Source organism: Vibrio sp. PID23_8, from assembly GCF_003584965.1.
Lineage (GTDB): Bacteria > Pseudomonadota > Gammaproteobacteria > Enterobacterales > Vibrionaceae > Vibrio.
Genome location: NZ_LIXE01000001.1, coordinates 366,304 through 385,978, shown reverse-complemented (window position 1 = coordinate 385,978; position 19,675 = coordinate 366,304). Strand labels below are relative to the sequence as shown.

General features: G+C 44.4%; 17 protein-coding genes and 1 other RNA gene. 13 read left to right on the top strand and 5 right to left on the bottom strand.

Going from position 1 to position 19,675, the window contains the following annotated elements; genetic code table 11:
• Nucleotides 1-136: 136 nt before the first annotated feature.
• A complete protein-coding gene (locus tag AK966_RS01710) occupies nucleotides 137-1,828 on the top strand; it encodes a mechanosensitive ion channel domain-containing protein (RefSeq protein WP_119463422.1) in 1,692 nt (563 codons plus the stop codon).
• 116 nt (nucleotides 1,829-1,944) lie between these two features.
• A complete protein-coding gene (locus tag AK966_RS01705) occupies nucleotides 1,945-2,262 on the top strand; it encodes a DUF1244 domain-containing protein (protein WP_099078548.1) in 318 nt (105 codons plus the stop codon).
• 74 nt (nucleotides 2,263-2,336) lie between these two features.
• Here the strand turns inward: AK966_RS01705 and AK966_RS01700 are convergent, their stop codons facing one another.
• Nucleotides 2,337-3,431 carry a PLP-dependent cysteine synthase family protein gene (locus AK966_RS01700; protein ID WP_119463421.1) on the bottom strand — a complete coding sequence of 365 codons (1,095 nt, stop codon included), beginning with the start codon at nucleotides 3,429-3,431 and terminating at the stop codon, nucleotides 2,337-2,339.
• A gap of 145 nt (nucleotides 3,432-3,576) precedes the next feature.
• On the opposite strand from AK966_RS01700, the gene AK966_RS01695 reads away from it, so the two are divergent.
• Nucleotides 3,577-4,044 carry an Lrp/AsnC family transcriptional regulator gene (locus AK966_RS01695; RefSeq protein ID WP_099078550.1) on the top strand — a complete coding sequence of 156 codons (468 nt, stop codon included), beginning with the start codon at nucleotides 3,577-3,579 and terminating at the stop codon, nucleotides 4,042-4,044.
• 95 nt (nucleotides 4,045-4,139) lie between these two features.
• On the opposite strand, the gene tesB is transcribed toward AK966_RS01695, so the two are convergent.
• Nucleotides 4,140-5,000, bottom strand: coding sequence for an acyl-CoA thioesterase II (tesB, locus tag AK966_RS01690; RefSeq protein ID WP_099078551.1), 861 nt, complete (start codon nucleotides 4,998-5,000; stop codon nucleotides 4,140-4,142).
• A 168-nt stretch (nucleotides 5,001-5,168) separates the two neighbouring features.
• Here tesB and AK966_RS01685 point away from each other — a divergent pair, with 168 nt between their 5' ends.
• Entirely contained in the window at nucleotides 5,169-5,603 is a 435-nt protein-coding gene (locus AK966_RS01685; protein WP_099078552.1) for a YbaY family lipoprotein, read from the top strand.
• A 30-nt stretch (nucleotides 5,604-5,633) separates the two neighbouring features.
• Here AK966_RS01685 and AK966_RS01680 read toward each other — a convergent pair whose 3' ends face one another.
• Entirely contained in the window at nucleotides 5,634-5,936 is a 303-nt protein-coding gene (locus tag AK966_RS01680; RefSeq protein ID WP_099078553.1) for a DNA base-flipping protein, read from the bottom strand.
• Between the two features lie 273 nt (nucleotides 5,937-6,209).
• Here AK966_RS01680 and AK966_RS01670 point away from each other — a divergent pair, with 273 nt between their 5' ends.
• The 4 genes from AK966_RS01670 (at nucleotide 6,210) to AK966_RS01655 (ending at nucleotide 10,258) form a co-directional block, all read left to right on the top strand.
• Entirely contained in the window at nucleotides 6,210-6,953 is a 744-nt protein-coding gene (locus AK966_RS01670) for a hypothetical protein (RefSeq protein WP_099078555.1), read from the top strand.
• A 171-nt stretch (nucleotides 6,954-7,124) separates the two neighbouring features.
• Entirely contained in the window at nucleotides 7,125-9,128 is a 2,004-nt protein-coding gene (locus AK966_RS01665; RefSeq protein WP_119463420.1) for a GGDEF domain-containing protein, read from the top strand.
• A 136-nt stretch (nucleotides 9,129-9,264) separates the two neighbouring features.
• Nucleotides 9,265-9,361: signal recognition particle sRNA small type (ffs, locus tag AK966_RS01660), an RNA gene on the top strand.
• 162 nt (nucleotides 9,362-9,523) lie between these two features.
• Nucleotides 9,524-10,258 carry an RNA methyltransferase gene (locus AK966_RS01655; protein ID WP_099078557.1) on the top strand — a complete coding sequence of 245 codons (735 nt, stop codon included), beginning with the start codon at nucleotides 9,524-9,526 and terminating at the stop codon, nucleotides 10,256-10,258.
• Between the two features lie 71 nt (nucleotides 10,259-10,329).
• Here AK966_RS01655 and fdxA read toward each other — a convergent pair whose 3' ends face one another.
• Nucleotides 10,330-10,653: a ferredoxin FdxA gene (gene fdxA, locus AK966_RS01650; protein ID WP_099078558.1), complete on the bottom strand. Its 324-nt coding sequence runs from the start codon at nucleotides 10,651-10,653 to the stop codon at nucleotides 10,330-10,332.
• Nucleotides 10,654-10,883: 230 nt separating this feature from the next.
• Here fdxA and AK966_RS01645 point away from each other — a divergent pair, with 230 nt between their 5' ends.
• The 5 genes from AK966_RS01645 to udp all read left to right on the top strand — a co-directional run bounded on the left by AK966_RS01645 (nucleotide 10,884) and on the right by udp (nucleotide 18,261).
• The gene (locus AK966_RS01645) at nucleotides 10,884-12,503 is read left to right on the top strand and encodes an NAD(P)/FAD-dependent oxidoreductase (RefSeq protein WP_099078559.1); all 1,620 of its coding nucleotides are present in this window, start codon (nucleotides 10,884-10,886) and stop codon (nucleotides 12,501-12,503) included.
• Between the two features lie 346 nt (nucleotides 12,504-12,849).
• A complete protein-coding gene (locus AK966_RS01640) occupies nucleotides 12,850-13,269 on the top strand; it encodes a CBS domain-containing protein (RefSeq protein WP_099078560.1) in 420 nt (139 codons plus the stop codon).
• 65 nt (nucleotides 13,270-13,334) lie between these two features.
• Entirely contained in the window at nucleotides 13,335-14,789 is a 1,455-nt protein-coding gene (locus AK966_RS01635) for an MATE family efflux transporter (RefSeq protein ID WP_099078561.1), read from the top strand.
• 99 nt (nucleotides 14,790-14,888) lie between these two features.
• Nucleotides 14,889-17,198 carry a zinc/cadmium/mercury/lead-transporting ATPase gene (locus AK966_RS01630; RefSeq protein ID WP_119463419.1) on the top strand — a complete coding sequence of 770 codons (2,310 nt, stop codon included), beginning with the start codon at nucleotides 14,889-14,891 and terminating at the stop codon, nucleotides 17,196-17,198.
• A gap of 304 nt (nucleotides 17,199-17,502) precedes the next feature.
• Nucleotides 17,503-18,261, top strand: a complete 759-nt coding sequence (gene udp, locus AK966_RS01625; RefSeq protein ID WP_119463418.1) for a uridine phosphorylase — start codon at nucleotides 17,503-17,505, stop codon at nucleotides 18,259-18,261.
• A gap of 143 nt (nucleotides 18,262-18,404) precedes the next feature.
• On the opposite strand, the gene AK966_RS01620 is transcribed toward udp, so the two are convergent.
• Nucleotides 18,405-19,565: a DUF1887 family protein gene (locus tag AK966_RS01620; RefSeq protein WP_119463417.1), complete on the bottom strand. Its 1,161-nt coding sequence runs from the start codon at nucleotides 19,563-19,565 to the stop codon at nucleotides 18,405-18,407.
• Nucleotides 19,566-19,675: the final 110 nt, after the last annotated feature.

Genomic DNA, 19,675 nt, shown 5'->3' with positions numbered 1-19,675 from the left:
GTGTAAAATTGTCGGGCACTTACTAAATTATGCCCAGCCTCTTACTTAGTGTAGTAAGCTTAAGGTGTTTGATTTCAAAGTATTATACAGTAGTTTTTAGTCGCTCTTATCCAATATCGTCTCTTGCGAGGTAAACATGACGTTTCGATTTCCTTTTGAAGTGCGCTTTCGCTTAAACGCAGTATTCGTTCTGCTTTCTGCGTTATTCTTGTTAATGGGATCCTTTCTTGTTAATGCGACAGAAAGTAGTGAAGTGAAGGAAATTTCGGCCGCAGAAACGTCTATTGATAATATCAATCAAGACATCCGTGATTTATCAGTGAGCTTAAAACAAGCCAGTGGCGATGAACGAGATGCGTTGCAACTTCAGCTGTTTCAAAAAAATGAAGAGCTCAGAAAGCGTCTAGCAAGTGCAATCAATAATCAGTCTATCCCGAACGACAAATTGATTGAGTTAGTTAAAACTCAAGAAAAATACGCGAAAGGGACTTTTGCTTACTTGGCTGATAAAGTTCACGCGCTCAATGAAGAGATCAATACAGCGAAAGATCAAGATAAGCTTCCTTTGATTAATACTTATCGTGAATTACAGCATTATTTGGATGTAAGTTTTGATGCCCGTTGGCAGAATCTAGCATGGCTTGCGCAACTTGGTGTACCAGACGAGCGTGCTGAAACGGTGTTTAAAGACAGCGTGGATAACCGAATGCGGTTATTGTCGGCATCGGTTGAATATTTGAATCAGCAAAAACAGTTTATAGGCGCGCAAATTTCATCTAGCCCAGAATCTGAAAAAGCGACCTTGCAACTAAGCCAGCTGATCATTAAGCAAAGGTTGGATATCGCTACGGACAGTTTGCGTTCACTACTTTCCATTGGAGACAAAGTCGGTTTAGAAACATCAGAATACAAACGCCAGGTACTTGAAGTCACGGGTAGCGTCACCCATGATTTGCTCAATGTAAAAGTGCTGTTATCGATTCTTAGTCATTGGACTAGTTCTGCAGGCGACTGGTTTGTAGATAACGCACCGCAACATCTTTTTCAGTTGTTTGTCTTTGCGCTGATCTTAGTCATTGCTCGCTCATTAGCTAAACTTACGCGTAAGGTTGTGAGTAAAGCCGTTGCTTCGCAGAACCTGAAACTTTCCCAATTAATGCAGGACTTTTTTATTTCGATGTCCGGTAAAGCAGTATGGCTCATCGGTATCATGGTCGGGTTGTCGCAGATTGGCTTAAATTTAGCCCCAATTCTTACCGGTTTCGGTATTGCTGGTGTGATCATTGGTTTTGCGCTGCAAGATACTCTATCTAATTTTGCAGCAGGTATGATGCTGTTGATTTATCGCCCATTCGATGTGGGTGATTTTGTGTACGCTGGGGGCGTAGACGGTAAAGTGAGTCACATGAGTTTAGTCAATACCACCATTCGTACCTTTGATAACCAGATTATTATTGTGCCAAACAGCAAGATATGGGGAGATGTGATAAAGAACGTTACCCATGAGCGTATTCGCCGTGTCGACATGGTTTTTGGTATTGGTTACGCCGATGATTTACTCAAAGCAGAATCTGTACTGGCCGACATTGTGACCTCTCACCCTGCAGTGCTACGTACTCCTGAGCCAATGATTAAAGTGCATACCTTGAATACGTCTTCCGTCGACTTCATTGTTCGCCCATGGGTAAAAACAGATGACTACTGGGATGTGTATTGGGATGTGACCAAAGAAGTGAAATTGCGTTTTGATCGTGAAGGTATTTCGATTCCTTTTCCTCAACAAGATGTGCACTTACATATGGTGAAGGAAAATAGAAAAGAAGCATAAACTTAGAATGACGGTGATCAGGCTCTGCAAATCGCTGTAGTGCTGCGAAACCAATTCATTCTCACTCAACCCAACATGTTGATGTTTTTTACAATATAAATAAAAAGGAAAGTAAAGTGGCCGAGTTTAAATATAAAAATCTAAGCCAAGAAGAGCAAGACAAGTTAGATGCAGCGACGTTCCGTCGTCTTCTAGCTCATTTAGATGCAAACAAAGATGTGCAAAATATCGATCTTATGATCCTTGCGGGTTTCTGTCGTAACTGTTTCAGTAAATGGTACAAAGCAGAGGCAGAGGCGTTAGGTGCTGACATCAATATCGATGACGCTCGCGAGCGTGTTTACGGGATGACCTACGACGAGTGGAAACAAAACCACCAGCCAAAAGCGACACCAGAACAGATGGCTGCTTTTGAAGCTCGCCAGAAGAAGTAATTGGCGAGTACGTTAAGCCGATATAAAACAGCCCGCTGACTCAGCGGGCTTTTTTTCTATTGGCAATATGATTCTTACTCAGTGATTGGGCCGCAACATGCTGGCTCAACACAGCCTTTTGCTTGGATGATTTCAAGCTGCGCTAGGTAAGGTTGAATATCACCGATGTGCTCTTTTACCCACTCCATATTGTAGTAAGTATCTAGATAACGTTCACCAGAATCACAAAGTAGTGTCACTATCGAACCATTCTCACCACGTTGTTTCATCTCGCAAGCTAATTGTAATACACCGTATAGGTTGGTACCGGTTGATGCACCCACTTTTCGGCCTATTAAGCCTGATAGCCAATGTGCGGTTGCCACGCTTGCTGCATCTGGGATTTTGCGCATTTCGTCAACAACACCAGCAATGAAGCTTGGCTCAACGCGTGGTCGGCCAATGCCTTCGATCTTACTGCCGTTTTCGCCTCGGATGTCCGTATTGCCTGATTGGAAGTAGTCAAAGAATACTGAATTCTCCGGGTCAACCACGCATAGTTTAGTGTCGTATTTTTGGTAACGAATAAAGCGTCCGATGGTTGCTGATGTGCCACCAGTACCAGGACTCATTACTACCCAGCTTGGGATAGGATGATCTTCTAGCTTCATTTGGCTGAAGATAGAGTTGGCGATGTTGTTGTTGCCGCGCCAGTCTGTTGCACGCTCTGCATAGGTAAATTGGTCCATGTAGTGACCGTTTAGTTCTTCCGCTAGACGGCGAGATTCATCATAAATCTGGTCTGAACGGTCAACAAGATGTGCTTTACCGCCGTAGAATTCGATTTGTTCAATTTTCTTGCGCGCAGTGGTCTTTGGCATCACAGCAATAAATGGCAAGCCTAGTAGATGGGCGAAGTAGGCTTCAGAGACCGCTGTACTGCCTGACGATGCTTCAATAACCGTCGTTTCTGGACCGACCCAGCCGTTGCATATTGCATATAGGAATAGCGAACGAGCTAAACGATGCTTCAGTGAGCCTGTTGGGTGCGTACTTTCATCTTTCAAGTAAATGTCGATACCATCTAGAAAGGGTAGGTCAAGTTTGAATAGGTGAGTATCCGCAGAGCGTTGGAAGTCTGCTTCAATTTTTCGAACGGCATTGTTGATCCAGTTTTGGTCAGTACACATAACGTGTCTCCTCGAAAATTTGTAGGGTTTTTGTTTTTATCTGTAGGGATAATCTACCTATTAATAAAGAGAAAAACTTTGCTATTATTGTTTGTATAATCACCATCGGTAGAAAAAATTTCTCTTTATTGAGGCTTTTATAGAAATGAGTTTGGATAGAATTGATAGGCAGTTGCTTTCTTTACTGCAAAGCGATGGCACGTTGTCATTGAATGACTTGGCAGAGCGAGTCAGCCTGACGAGCACACCATGCTGGAAGCGGCTCAAAAAGCTTGAAGATGAAGGATATATTGAAAAGCGAGTGGCACTTTTGAGCGCAGAGAAACTTGATCTCTCTTTTATCGCTTTTGTACAACTAAAAACCAGCGACCACTCCGAAGCTTGGTATCATCATTTTGTGACCACAGTGAGTGACTTTCCAGAAGTGATGGAGTTTTATCGTATGGCTGGGGAGTACGATTATATGATGAAGGTATTGGTAAAAGACATGAAGCGTTTTGATGAATTTTACAAGCGCTTAGTAAACAGCGTGAAAGGATTATCGAACGTCACCTCGACCTTTGCAATGGAACCGATTAAGTATAAGACGGAATTGCCGATTAGTGGCATATAACGAGTAGGGATTAGCAGTTTAGAATGATAAAAAGGAGTGTTTGAGCACTCCTTTTGTTCCACAGAACTAAAGATTAACACTGACTTGAGTTAAGGTTACTTAGTAAAACGCATGACGCCTTCTTGAACAGCAGTTGCCACTAGGTGACCTTGTTGGTTGTATATCTCGCCACGCACTAATCCTCGAGTGTTGCTTGCGGTTGGACTTTCAATCGCGTACAACAACCATTCATCCATCTTAAACGGGCGGTGGAACCAGATAGAATGGTCGATGGTCGCAACCTGTAAATTTGGCGTCATTAAAGACACTTCGTGTGGGAAAAGTGCCGTGACCAAGAACCCCCAGTCAGAAGCATAACCTAATAAGTACTGATGGATAAGTTGATTCTCTGGCATTTCTCCATTTGCGCGGATCCATAGATATTGCTTCGCTTCTGCTTTTTTAGGGTTTAGAGGGTTTATGATATTGACAGGGCGCGTTTCGATCGGCTTTTCACCGCAGACGGTTTTTCGTAATTTTTCAGGTAGAAACTCAGCAATGTGGCTCGCGAGTTCTGTTTCTGAAGGGAAGTGCTCTGGTCCGGGGATATTTGGCATGGTGTTTTGGTGATCAAAGCCAGGAGCTTCGCCATGATAAGACGCGGTGAGGTAGAAGATCGGACGACCATTTTGAATCGCTTTAACACGGCGTGTACTGAAACTACGGCCATCGCGCAGATTTTCTACATCATAAATGATGGGTTTTTCTGGATCGCCAGGATATAGGAAGTAACTGTGGAATGAATGCACGGTACGAGCCTCGTCGACGGTGTAACGTGCCGCTGATAGCGCTTGTCCAATTACCTGACCGCCGTAAACCTGAGGTAAACCTAAGTTCTCGCTTTGGCCGCGGAACAAGCCTTCTTCTAGCTTTTCGAGTTGCAGTAGGCTAAGCAATTCTCGTAGTGGTTTACTCATGATGTCTCCTCACCGTTATTTTTGTTGTTGCTTCAATTATGAAACAAAATCAATTATTTGATAATTTCTAACTTAGTTAAACTATTGTCAAATGACAGAATTAAACGCAGACAGTGTAATAATCTCCCTTTATACTTAGCGCGAATTGATACACACGCAGAGGCATGTATGAAAAAAACACTACTACTTGTTACTTCTTTACTATTCGGTGCTGCACTAGTGGGTTGCCAATCTTCTCAAACAACACTAACGGAATCAGCCGAGGCATCTATGAAGATCATTACAGGTACAGTGGCTTACCGTGAGCGTATTGCATTACCTCCACACGCGGTGGTGACCGTCGCGCTTGAAGACGTATCTCTTGCGGATGCACCGGCAAAAGTTCTTGCAAAACAAACGTTCGAGACAGAAGGAAAACAAGTCCCATTTGCTTTTGAACTAAGCTATGACAGCAATGATATCAAACCAAATCACCGTTACAGCCTACGTGCTCGTATTGAAGTAGACGGCAAACTTCGCTTCATTAACGACACGAGCATTCCAGTGATTACGGATGCAGAGCAAACTCATCAAGCTAACATCCGTCTGGTGGGTACACGCTAATTTTTGCATTAAAGACTCATTAATGGCAGCTTATGGCTGCCATTTGTATTTTTTCAGTGACACTCTTCCAATTTCAGACACCTCAATCCCTTCTGATTCCAGTTTTTCTTTCTGTCTATCGAGATCTCGACCTTTCAATGATATTTTTCCTTGACTGTTAATTACACGAAACCAAGGAAGTTTACTGCCTTCAGGTAAATTCCCAAGCGCTTTTCCGACATGTCTTGCATAGCCGGGATAACCAGCCATTTTTGCTATATCACCGTAAGTTGAAACATTTCCTTTTGGAATTTGGTGAATTACAGCAAAGATTTGGATTAAAAATTGGTCCATACTTATAGTGTCCGCTGTTGTTTGCCAAGGAATGGTAATATACAAGACTTGTATTTCGCTATTCGTTCTTGCTCCTTAACATCATTTGCTGCTCTTCGTTTCTTAGTGTCCGTTGCTATCTCTTTTTTGAGCAGTGTCTTGATTCCAAAGAGTAAGTTTAAAATACAAACAAGGAATTCAAGCTTAGCTTGAACCAAGATTCACTCAACGACCTTTATCCCATTTTGATATGCCGTTGAGTAACCAACTCCGTTGGGGAAGCTAGGAGGCGCTATGATTTTTTCGACACTTCAATTTCTCATTACGACTTTACTTGCTGTGGTATGCACTCGTGCAATCAGTTTAAGTGAAGGCGATATTCCTTTTATTGCTTTGATGATCCCTGCCTTATGGATGTTGCCGCAAGGTGGTCTTGCTGGTCTCGTTCTGTTAGGTGCGATGACGGTTTATGGTGTTACTTTGTCCATGCAGCCAATCGCGTTGTCCGTTGGTGTGCTTGTTCTTTTTCCTCTGCTTATGGTGGTGTTCTCTCGTCGTAGTTCTTTAGGCGTGCTGCTTACAGCGGGCTTGATTGTTGTCACGTTACAAGTTGGCATTATGGTGACACAACAGTCTGACAAGCTCGGCGGTTCGGCATGGCTTACTGTCGTACAAACGCTCGCCGTGATCGTGATGTGGTGGTCGGCAAGGCACTGGAAGCCTTCGGAAAAACACAGCTGGTGGGCGCTATTGTTATTATTGCCGTTATGGCTTGCTGATTTACCTTATGCAGTACTTGTTGCTCTTAGTATCACGGGCATTCTGGCCTCGATGGAAGCTCTGACTAAGATCAAAAACTCTATGCGTTGGGGTAAACTACTTTGTTGGACTTTACCAACAGTGGGCTTTGCGGTGTTGGTGGTGAGCCCAAACATTGAAGTGCCGAACTCTGTCTTTGTTGTTTGGATGTGTTTACTTGGTACGGCGTGGATGACTGACTACATTTTACGCAGTAATGATGAGCAAACGGAGTTATAGAACGAGGGTATTGCTTTAATTAAATAGTGACCCGTACGACAAACTGTTGATATGTTTATGAAATCATTGGCAAAGTGTTATATGTTTTTGCTTTCATAATTTTTGCGTTTATAAAAATAAGAATTTAAACCTAACTATATGATAAATAGTTAATTATTAGAAACGTTGGTCATGGTAAAAGTTGTTCAAAGGTTGCTGTTTTTGGCTTGTTGTTTATTGAGCTTGAGTCTTAAATCCGAGCCCGTTAATCCTTCTCATTATCAAGTGGCGACAAAAGCAGATGATGTCGTCACTCGGGTACTGTTTGATGCAATAGCTGCAAAGTTTAATGTGTCGATTCAGTATGTTAATTATTCTAGTTTCGGTGCTGCTCTTGATTCTGTTGCTCACGGAGAGAGTGACTTCGCCGCCAATATTACTTATACCGAAGCTCGAGCACAGCACTTTAGTTACTCGCGTCCGACCAATATCGAATATACTTACCTTTACGCTTTGCACGATGCCACGTTAGATGAAGTTGCGATCGTTGGGGTGCCCCAAGGCACTATTTATGCGGAGCTGATCAAGCAAAATTACCCAGAGTTACGACAAGTGCCCTACCAGGGCCATGAAGAAGCGGTGGAATTACTCCGATCTGGGCGCGTAGATGGCGTTGTTGATGCCATCAATCAACTTAAACCTATGTTGATTGAAGGGTTCGCTGCCAAAATGCTTAATGATTATATTTCGATTAAGCCTGTCTCTATCGTTAGCAAAAGGGGCACCTACCTAGAAGAACTCGATAAATTTGCTCGTTTTATTCATAGCGAAGAGGTGCAAAAGTTATTACGTGAACAAATTGCCCTATACCAATTTGAGTTGCGCCAAGCAGCACTGAGAAAGTCAATAAAACAGCTTCCAATCGACTTAAACCAACCTATTCGAATTAAATTTGAGTCTCTTTTTCCTTATGTCATCTATCAAGATGATGGTTCGGTAAAGGGGTTGACGGCAGATGCGGTCCTGCAAAGTTGTCGTATTTTGGCATTGAACTGTGAGGTTGTTAGTCAGCCGAATGAGAGCTGGGGAACCATGTATCAACAGTTCATTCAAGGTGAGTTTGATATATTGGCACCTTTGATTATCAGTCGAGAACGACGTGAGTTTAGTCATTTCCCACAACCACACTATTGGCCAACATCAGTGATGGTGAAACGCCTTGGTTATAAGACCAACGTTTACTCTGATGTCTCACAGCTTATTTCTGAACGTATTGGAGTCGTTAAAGATGACTTCTTCGATATAATGCTGACGCAAAGGCTACCACTTAAAGATCTGATACGCTATCAAACCCAAGAGGACCTTGTAGAGGCATTGCTTGCCCACGAGGTTGATTATATCGCCATGGATACCGCGATGTTGAATCACTTTTTGCGCCAGAGTGAGCTGATTCCCATTGAGAAAGACAACGCGATTGGAGAGTTTTACCAATCTCAGCTTTCAATTGGTCTTGCGAAAAATGAGCGTGGAGAGCTACTTACACCATTTTTCAGTCTGGCGATTTCGATGTTGGATTTGGGAAAAATCGTTGCAACCTATGACCTTAGACCGGATTGGCGTACCGCGTTAGAGTATGAGGTTCGCTTAGCAACACAAACTCGATTTCTGTTTTTCTTGCTGCTTATCGTGGCGATGGGGGTCTCATTGTACCTATATAGGCAGTCTAATACCGATAACCTAACAGGCCTTAGAAACCGTCGCTCGCTGCAAGTGACGTATCGTAAAGGTGTCCAAAAGGATTTAACGATTCTTTATTTAGATATCAACAAATTCAAGCAAATTAACGATACTCATGGTCACCGAGCTGGCGATGAGGTTCTAAAATTGTTGTCGTTAAAAATACGTCGAGTGTGGGAAGGGCGCGCTTACCGTATAGGGGGAGATGAATTTATTCTTATCGGTTATCCCCCTAAGGAGCAGTTGGCGAGAGTTATACACGAGCTTAGCTTGCTTAATTTAGAATATGCACAGTTTGGTGAGCTTAGCCAAGTGACTATCTCTGTTGGGGTCTCCGAAAAACGCAGCCGGGTTGTCAGTTTGGAGCAAGCGCTACATTTAGCCGACGAAGATATGTATTTCAGTAAACAAGCATCACGCGATTATTCACTATCACATGAGTTAGCAGCACAAGCTTAACACCTTGAATTGTTCGAGTTTTGTTCAAACGGGTGTGAAAAAAGTAAATTCATCACATTAGCTCTTGCAATCTGAGAGGTGATACTGAATAATCCTCACATCATTTGAGACCAGCTCTCAAAACAGAATTATGGGGCTCTGGTCCTCTCGCAACAATAGCTCGTGAACTCGGTCAGGTCCGGAAGGAAGCAGCCGCAGCGTGTGACTTGTGTGCCGGGATGTGGCTGGGGTCCCACCCTTTATGAAGCCTGCAATATATATTGTTGCAAGCATCACCTTTAAAAGCCTCGCTTATACAGCGAGGCTTTTTTCGTTTTCGACGTCTCTTTTGGTTCATTTTACTTTATTCTATAATTTGGCTCTCAAGTACATACCATTTTCTCCTGGGATATTTCATGATTTCAAAAAACCAACTAAAACTGCTTCGTGCTTTGGGTCAAAAGAAGCAGCGTAAAGCGCACAGCTTATTTCTGGTTCAAGGTGAAAAAAACGTGCTGGAATTAGCAAACAGTGCACTAAACGTAAAGCATATCTTTGCGACGGCAGAGTTTCTTGAACAACATCGTCAAGAGCTAAATGGTTTTGATTGCATCGAAGCATCGCTAGATGATCTTACTAAAGCAAGTACACTAGTGAGTAACAATTCGGCAATCGCTGTGGTGGAAATTCCAAATGTAAAAATACCTCCGGCGAAAGGTTTGATGATTGCACTGGATGGTGTCTCTGATCCGGGCAACTTAGGTACGATCATTCGCGTAGCAGATTGGTATGGCATTAAGCATATTATTGCGAGCACAGATTGTGCGGACCCTTATAATCCGAAAACCATCAGCGCGACCATGGGCAGTTTCGGCCGCGTACAAGTGAGCCTTGTGGACTTACCAAACTACTTAGAAGACGCAAACTTGCCAGTGTATGGCGCTTTCCTTGAAGGCGACAGCGTGCATAAGACGGAATTCTCAGCAGAAGGTATTTTGTTGATGGGCAGTGAGTCTCACGGTGTACGTGAAGCCGCATCTAAGTACGTGACGGACAAAATTACCATTCCGGCGTTTGGTGGTGCCGAGTCACTGAACGTCGCTATGGCAACGGGTATCATTTTAGACAACATGCGTCGTCAACACAGCTAATTGAGTTAACGAACCAGATACAAAAAAAGCGTAACGATTTCGGTCATTACGCTTTTTTCGCTTTAATGCGCTTACTTTTCTAGCATGTCCAACTTGTTTGGTACACCGTTCCACTTTTCCGCGTCATCCATCGCAGGCTTCACTTCCGTTTGTACCGGCCAGATTTCTGCGAGCTCAGCGTTCAGCTCTTTATAGATTTCTTGACCGTCCGGCAGTTCATCTTCTTGGAAGATTGCCGCTGCTGCACACTCGTCAACACATAAGCCACAGTCGATACATTCAATCGGGTTGATTACCATAAAGTTTGGACCTTCGTGGAAGGCATCTGCAGGGCATACCGCGACACAGTCAGTGTACTTACATTGGATACAGTTATCGGTTACGACAAACGCCATGATAATCCGCTCTTAAGTTAGTCAAAATTGAAGAATGGGGATGATACTCATCCCAAGGCAAAATTCAACATTCACTATGTTAAATCCGACTCTCCACTTGGATTTAGTATGACAGACAAACCAATTTCTCGTAAAATGCGCGCCATTGTGAGCTGACCACTATTACGTTCCTCAAATTTAACGAGGGAAATGGGGGTTGGCTAAGACACCGACAACAACGAGACATCAGTATGATTCGTATTAATGAAATTAAACTTCCTCTGGATCATGAAGAAGGCGCGCTACTCGACGCGATTACTAACAAACTTGGCATTGATGCTGAGAAAGTTATCTCTTTTAACGTCTTTAGACGCGGCTATGATGCTCGTAAGAAAACCAATATTCATCTTATTTACACGCTAGACATCATCATTGAAGGTGATGAATCTACACTGTTAGCTAAGTTCGAAAAAGATCCACACGTTCGTCAAACGCCAGATATGGAATACAAGTTCGTGGCGAAAGCACCTGAGAACCTAACAGAGCGCCCAGTGGTGATTGGTTTTGGTCCCTGTGGTCTGTTTGCGGGTTTGGTTCTCGCGCAAATGGGCTTCAACCCAATCATTGTTGAACGTGGTAAAGAAGTACGTGAACGTACAAAAGACACGTTCGGCTTCTGGCGCAAGCGCACACTAAACCCTGAATCAAACGTACAGTTTGGTGAAGGCGGTGCTGGTACGTTCTCGGACGGTAAACTATACAGCCAAGTAAAAGATCCAAACTTCTACGGTCGTAAAGTGATCACAGAGTTTGTGGCAGCAGGCGCGCCAGAAGAAATCCTATACGTAAGTAAGCCACATATCGGTACCTTTAAACTGGTTACGATGATCGAGAAGATGCGTGCGAAAATCATCGAACTAGGTGGTGAAATCCGTTTTAGTACGCGTGTAGATGATCTGCATATGGAAGATGGTCAAATCACTGGTGTGGCATTATCAAACGGTGAGGTGATTAAATCTCGTCACGTTGTGTTAGCGGTTGGTCACAGTGCACGTGATACGTTTGAAATGTTGTACGATCGCGGTGTTTACATGGAAGCAAAACCGTTTTCGGTGGGCTTTCGTATCGAGCACAAACAAGCGATGATCGATGAAGCACGTTTTGGTAAAAATGCGGGGCACCCTATTCTTGGAGCAGCAGACTACAAACTGGTTCACCATTGTAAGAACGGCCGTACGGTTTACAGTTTCTGTATGTGTCCGGGTGGTACAGTAGTTGCGGCAACCTCTGAAGAAGGTCGTGTGGTAACGAACGGTATGAGCCAATACTCACGTGCAGAGCGCAACGCAAACAGTGCAATCGTTGTTGGTATCTCACCAGAAGTGGATTACCCAGGTGATCCGCTAGCTGGTATCCGTTTTCAGCGTGAACTCGAATCAGGAGCTTACAAACTTGGTGGTGAGAACTACGACGCACCAGCACAGAAAATCGGTGATTTCCTAAAAGGTCGCGATCCAAGTGCACTAGGTGATGTCGAACCGTCATTCACTCCGGGTATCAAGTTGACTGATCTCTCAAAAGCACTACCTGCGTTTGCAATCGAAGCTATTCGTGAAGCCATTCCAGCATTCGATCGTAAGATCAAAGGATTTGCGTCTGAAGATGGTCTCCTAACTGGCGTGGAGACACGTACGTCATCTCCAGTTTGTATCAAACGTGGTAAGGATTTCCAAAGCGTGAACGTAAAAGGATTCTTCCCAGCAGGTGAAGGTGCAGGTTACGCCGGTGGTATTCTATCTGCAGGTATCGATGGTATTAAAGTGGCCGAAGCGGTTGCTCGTGATATCGTAGAAGCGATGCAAAACGCATAATTTAATCGCCTGTTAAGACGTCTAAAGCCAGCCTAATTTGAGACTGGCTTTTTTATTTCATTCTGCATAGCTAATTGTTTATGGTGCGCATTTTTATTCTGATGCAGCTCTGACTCGACTTGCACTCAAGCTTTATACACTCTTCGATTTCCCCCTAACTTGGTTTGCCTTTTACATTATATAAATATTCAGCGGTGTATTAATTGCTCCGTCTTATGTATCAATTCAGATAAAGAACAATAGACTAAGCCTATAAATAAAATTGCTAATTTCCATTTAGTAAAATCAAGAAATTAGACGACACTTATCTTAAGGCAGCAATAACGTGCCGATAAGGAGATTAAGAATGCACTCACTAAAAGTAAAAGATTACATGACGTTACAAGCAGTGTCCTTCACCGCAGGTATGTCGCTTACGGCGGCGCTTAATAAGGTGATGCAAAGTGTTACTCTTGGTGGTCCTGTTATCGACGAGCATGAAAAAGTCATTGGATTCCTCTCAGAGCAGGATCTTTTGGATGAACTGATTAAAACCAGTTACCACTGTCAGGATACGCATACGGTTCAAGAATGCATGCACAAAGATGTGTTGTCCGTCTCTCCAGAAATGTCGATCATTGAGTTGGCCGATATGATGAAGGTGGGGAAACCTAAAATGTATCCAGTGGTGGATGATACAGAGAAGCTTGTTGGCATGATCACTCGACGTGATGTGTTGAGGGCCATCGGAAAGTCGCTAGATGAATGCTTCCAACATCCCGTTTAGAAGCAAAACAATGTAGAGACAAGATAGAAAGGCGCCTCGGCGTCTTTTTGTCGTAAAGGAAGGATATGTCCACACAAGATGCCAAGTTTGTTCAAGGTTCTACCATGCGCCATATCTTGGTGATGTCCGGCGCAGGCTCGGTGGGGTTGATGGCACTGTTTGTTGTTGATTTACTCGATATGCTGTTCATCAGTATGCTAGGACAAGTGGAACTTGCTGCTGCGGTTGGTTTTGCTGGAACGTTAATTTTTTTCTCTACCTCAGCCTCTATTGGCACTTCTATTGCGATGGGGGCACTCGTTTCTAAAGCCATTGGTGCGAGAGATCTTGACCGTGCGAGGTTAATGAGCGGTAGTATCATGCTGACCGCTTTTATGATCAGCGTGGTCATCACCATTGGCATGTTTATTCACATTCCAGAGTTATTAGCCGCTATCGGTGCAAAGGGAGTGACTGCTGAGCGTGCACAAGCTTACCTCCATATTCTTTTGCCAAGCGCACCAATACTCGCACTCGGTATGTCTGCGGGTGCGGGACTTCGTGCTGCTGGCGATGCAAAGCGATCCATGTGGGCGACGTTATCGGGTGGCATCATCAATGCGATTCTTGATCCGTTATTTATCTTTGTTTTTAAATGGAACGTCGAAGGTGCTGCTGCTGCGTCGGTGATTGCACGCTTTACCGTATTCGCCGTTTCCTTCTACCCTTTGGTGAAAGTGCATCAATTGGTTGCTTTTCCTCGTTTTAATTTTGTTAGAAGTCACCTCAAAACTATCTTGGCGATCGCTATCCCTGCCATTATCACTAACACCGCCACACCGATTGGCAACGCGATAGTAACCACCTACATCGCTCAATTTGGTGAAGGCTTTGTTGCAGGATTTGCGGTGATAGGTCGTCTAACCCCCGTCTGTTTTGCTGTAATTTTTGCGTTGTCAGGTGCCGTTGGGCCCATCATTGGTCAGAATTTTGGTGCAGACCGCATAGATAGGGTTAAGAAAACGCTCACCGATTCGTTGTTTGTCACAACGGTGTACACTCTGGCGGTATGTCTCTTGCTTTATCTGTTGCAAGATTACATTGTTACGATGTTCAGCCTTACTGGTGATGCAGCGATCATCGTCGCCGCTTTCTGTACTTACGTAGCGATTAGTTTTGTTTTCAACGGAACCTTATTTGTGGCGAATACCTCGTTTAACAATTTGGGTCGGCCGTTGTACTCAACCGCATTGAATTTGGGGAAAGCAACGCTTGGCACGCTGCCTTTTGTTTACTTCGGCGCACAGTGGTATGGCGCACTTGGCGTGCTTTATGGACAAGCTGTGGGTACCGTTATATTCGGTGTTTTGGCTTTGGTTGTGTTGAACAAGCACATTAAAGATTTGATGCAGAATTTTGGCGAAGAGTTGGTGGAAGATGATCCGGCGATGACCTGCGTAATTACTTCTCCATTCTGTTCCCATGATGCGATGTTGATTGAAGAAATTGCAGCGGCGGTTGAAGAAAAAAACGATAATTAGTTTGCTATATTCATGTAATTGATGCTTGACCTTAGACCTAACTCTAAGGTTTATCCTTATCTGTAGGTAAAGTGTTATTACTAATAAGGAAAGCGAACTATGTGTACTAAACATCAAGGTTGCCAATCAGGCAAAATCAAAACAGCGGTGCCAATTAGTGCAGCTGAATCTTGCTGCTCACCTGCAAAACCTACGTTGACAATTTCTCAAGCAAGCGTGACTGCCTCTGGGGATTCTTGTTGCAGCGGTGGCGGCAGTTGCAGTACCGATCCCGCTGATGAAGAAGGCTCTGCCGAACCCGTCAAATCGTCAGTTCGCAATAGTTGGCTAGTCTCTGGTATGGACTGCCCATCGTGCGCACGAAAACTTGAAAAAGCGGTCGCTTCTGTCGAAGGCGTCGTCCATGTCAAAGTACTATTTGCTACGGAAAAGCTGGTTGTTGATTTTGACAATCATGCTCTTGCATCGGCGATAGAACAGACTGCCCTACAAACTGGTTTTCCACTGAGTTCGACTGATGCCCCTAAACAAAAAATGGAAAATAAAGGTTGGTTTGGCATCATTAAAGACAATATTCAGATTCTCTCTATAGCAGGTGCAATGGCATTTGCAGGCATTATTTCAGATTTTGAACCGCAGTTAAGTACATGGATCTTTACGTTGACCTGTTTACTTGGTTTGTATCCCGTTGCGCTGAAGGCGGTTAAACTGGCTCGTAGCGGAACCCCGTTTACCATTGAGACGTTAATGAGTGTTGCTGCACTTGGTGCGCTGTATCTTGGTGAAACCGCAGAAGCGGCGATGGTGTTATTGCTTTTCCTTATTGGTGAAAAGTTAGAAGCGTACGCATCCTCTCGCGCTCGAAGTGGTGTACAGGCTCTGATGGATCTGGTGCCAGAAAACACCACGCTGATGGTTGGAGGACAGCGCAAAGAAGTGCCAGCCTCACAACTTAAACCCGGTGACGTGATTGAAGTGGCCCCCGGTGGTCGTATGCCTGCTGATGGCCTACTGCTGACTCTTGCTGCAAGTTTTGATGAAAGTGCGCTAACCGGAGAATCGGTTCCTGTTGAACATGGTGCTGGCGGTAAAATCATGGCTGGCGCTGTGGTCGTTGACAAAGTGGTTCAAGTTCAAGTCACTTCACGCCACGGCGAAAATGCCATTGATCGTATCTTACATCTGATTGAAGAAGCGGAATCGCGTAAAGCACCTCTTGAACGTTTTTTAGACAAATTTAGCCGCTGGTATACGCCTTTAATGATGCTGGTATCACTGCTCGTCATCATCACTCCTCCTTTGCTGTTTGCGCAGCCATGGGAAACCTGGGTATATCGAGGATTAGCATTGTTATTGATTGCATGTCCATGTGCTTTGGTGATCTCAACGCCAGCGGCGATCACCTCTGGTTTGGCGGCTGCCGCAAAGCGTGGCGCATTGATCAAAGGCGGGGCTGCACTCGAATTACTTGGTCGAGTTGAGTCGGTAGCATTCGATAAAACCGGAACGTTGACACAAGGTAAACCACAAGTCACGGATGTCGTCGCATTGGGTGTGAGTGAAGATCATCTATTAAGTCTCACGGCTGCAATTGAAATCGGTTCTAGTCACCCATTGGCGGTTGCGCTTGTAAACAAAGCGCAAGAGCAAGGTATTACTATCCCTGAAGCAACAGACAAAACCGCACAGGTGGGCTCTGGTGTTACCGGTATGGTAGGGGGCAAACTGGTGCAAGTGATCTCACCTTCAAAGGCGGATTTTCCATTATCGCAGGAGATCGAGCAGCGAGTGGCCAAACTGGAAGAACAGGGTAAAACCGTCGTTATTGCACGTTATGATCATGATGTGTTGGGTGTGATTGCTTGGCAAGATACATTACGCGAAGATGCGGAGCAAGCCGTCGCAGCGCTGAAGAAACTGGGTATCTCTTCCATCATGCTAACGGGTGACAATCCTCGAAGTGCCGAGTCTATTGCGGATCAAATAGGTCTGGATTACAAAGCAAGTTTGCTGCCTGCTGATAAAGTCCATTATGTCGAGCAGCTCTCTGGTCGCCACACCGTTGCAATGGTCGGTGATGGTATCAACGATGCTCCAGCGATGAAGGCCTCGAGTATTGGTATTGCAATGGGCGGTGGTACTGACGTTGCGTTAGAAACCGCAGACGCAGCGCTCACCCACAACCGCTTGGTCGAACTTCCGGTAATGATCGAACTTTCACGAGCTACTTTAAACAACATTCATCAGAACGTCGCATTAGCGCTTGGTCTGAAAGGCGTGTTCTTGGTGACTAGTTTGTTAGGTATCACAGGGTTGTGGGTAGCGGTATTGGCTGATAGTGGCGCAACTGCGCTAGTTACATTGAATGCATTAAGACTGCTTCGCTTTAAATCTAAGCAAGTTCAATAACTTAAATATTAGCCCGAGGTGCTCATTGTCTTGGTTTTTTATTGGTTACGAAACACACTGGACTCTTGGATGATTGAATTTAAAGGGCGTCATTTTCTATGCAACAAATTGGGTGCAACAAAATGACGTCCCCGCTCACAAAGTGTGACTTGATCCGATTTTATTTGAAAGTTTAAGTTTATTACATTGTTTCATTGTGACTGTGATCACTCAACATTAACAAAAGGTTCGCTACAGTGCTTCTGTACCCAACAACTTATTAATGAGCTTATTGTTTACAAAATAAGCCAAAAAGGAGCGACTTATGTCTCAAGCTGTCTTCCACTTAGGTGTTACTGAAGCCGATCTTAATGGTGCGACTCTTGCTATCATCCCTGGTGATCCGGCACGCGTTCAAAAAATCGCAGAACAAATGGACAACCCAGTATTCCTAGCAAGTCAACGAGAATACACACTATACCGTGCAGAGTTAGATGGTAAGCCTGTGGTGGTTTGTTCTACAGGTATTGGTGGCCCATCGACTTCTATCGCGGTTGAAGAGTTAGCGCAGCTTGGCGTTCGCACTTTCCTACGAGTTGGCACGACAGGTGCTATTCAACCAAACGTAAATGTAGGCGATATGATTGTAACGACCGGATCCGTTCGTCTAGATGGCGCGAGCCTACATTTTGCTCCAATGGAGTTCCCAGCAGTAGCAGACTTCGAAATTGCAACAGCGATGAAAGCAGCAGTTGAAGAGTCTGGTGCTACCGTTCATATGGGGGTGACAGCTTCAAGTGATACTTTTTACCCAGGCCAAGAGCGTTACGACACTTTCTCTGGTCGTGTGGTTAAGCGCTTCCAAGGCTCTATGCAAGAGTGGCAAGACATGGGCGTTTTGAACTTCGAAATGGAGTCTGCAACGTTGCTAACTATGTGTGCAAGCTCAGGTTTGAAAGCAGGTTGTGTGGCGGGGGTCATTATCAACCGTACACAAAAAGAGATTCCAGATCATTCAACGCTGAAAGAAACGGAAGCTCGCTCAATTAAAGTTGTAGTAGAAGCGGCTCGTAAGATGCTTTAAGTACAACTTAATTGGCATTTAATCAAACGGGAAAAAACCAGAGGCTCGCCTCTGGTTTTTTCTATCTGCAGAATCTTATTTTGCCTGATTACGTGCAATAAAAAAGCAGCGAGAACGCTGCTTTTTTATTTGAACTCAAATGGTTAGATTTCGTCAGAGCCGCCTGCGGCTTTGAACCACGCACTCAGATGCGTTTTGAGATCTTTCAGTTCATCCGGGCCAATCAATGCTAAGCCCAAATCTTCTGCACGTGTAATATCATTATGACGTAACGGGCGGAAGCTCACGAGCATTGCTCGAGCTTGTAGGCCACCTAATAGATCACGCAGTGATTCTAGCTTGTACAACGTATCATCGCCGTCATCACGCATGCCTTTGGTTTTACATTCAATGATGTGCAGTTTGTTGTTAACGACGGTCGCAACATCAAGTTCATTACGAACTTCGCTTTCTCCGAGTTTGCGATAAACCTGCACATTCAAAGAACGGTCTTGAATCGTTGGCATGGTGTCTTGAATTTGCTTAACCGTGCTGTGAACTAGCGTCTCTAACCATTCACCATTCGAGAAACGGCGTGCATCTTCATCAGAAAAGGTGAGTACCCCGTTTTCGTAGGTCGCTATTTGCGCTTCGACCAAATCGGTCAGCAGCATGTTCAACTCGCGGTAGCCTTGTTGCTTCTCAGAAAGTTCAACATCCAACTTTTGCTCTTTGCGACAAGTGGTTGCTAGATAGTTCAGCGTCGCAAGGCCTGGGCCAAGCTCTAACGCGTTCGATGCCCAACGCTCCCCAAGCTCGTACAGTTTTTGGTCTAGCTGAGGAGGAAGGTCGATGTGGTGGAATTCGCCACGCGCACCAAAAATAGTCAGGTAATCGGAGATGGTAATGTGATCTTCTACTTGCGTATCGTCTTTGCCATCAGGGTATAGCCAGCAAAGTTTGTCGCTATTTGGTTCCACAACAAAGATTGGCCAATGGTAAGTACGGAACACCTCGTACACAGAAAGAAGTCGATGTCGCAGACCGCAGCTTGCGTTGAGTTTGACTTCTAACCCTCGGTTATGTAAATCCTGTGCCAGTGCTTGAATGGACTGTTTAATAAGAGAGGTATTGACCACAGAAGGAATCTCAAAAAACTCAGAGGTGATTTCTCGCTGTTCTAGTACCGTACTCAGTCGGTGATATACGCCTTCTTGGCTTTTGTCGCCAATAAACACGATATGGGTACTGATAGTACGATTATCTAATAGAGGAGTGATCAATCTCACGGGATCTTGATCAATAATACCAACATGAACAGCCATAGGTTTTCCTTCTTATTTGGCTTGCTCCAGCAGAGTAAGTTAATGGATGAGCAGGCCATAATTACCATATGTAGACAAGGCCGTAAAAAAACAAGGGTGACTCTATAAAA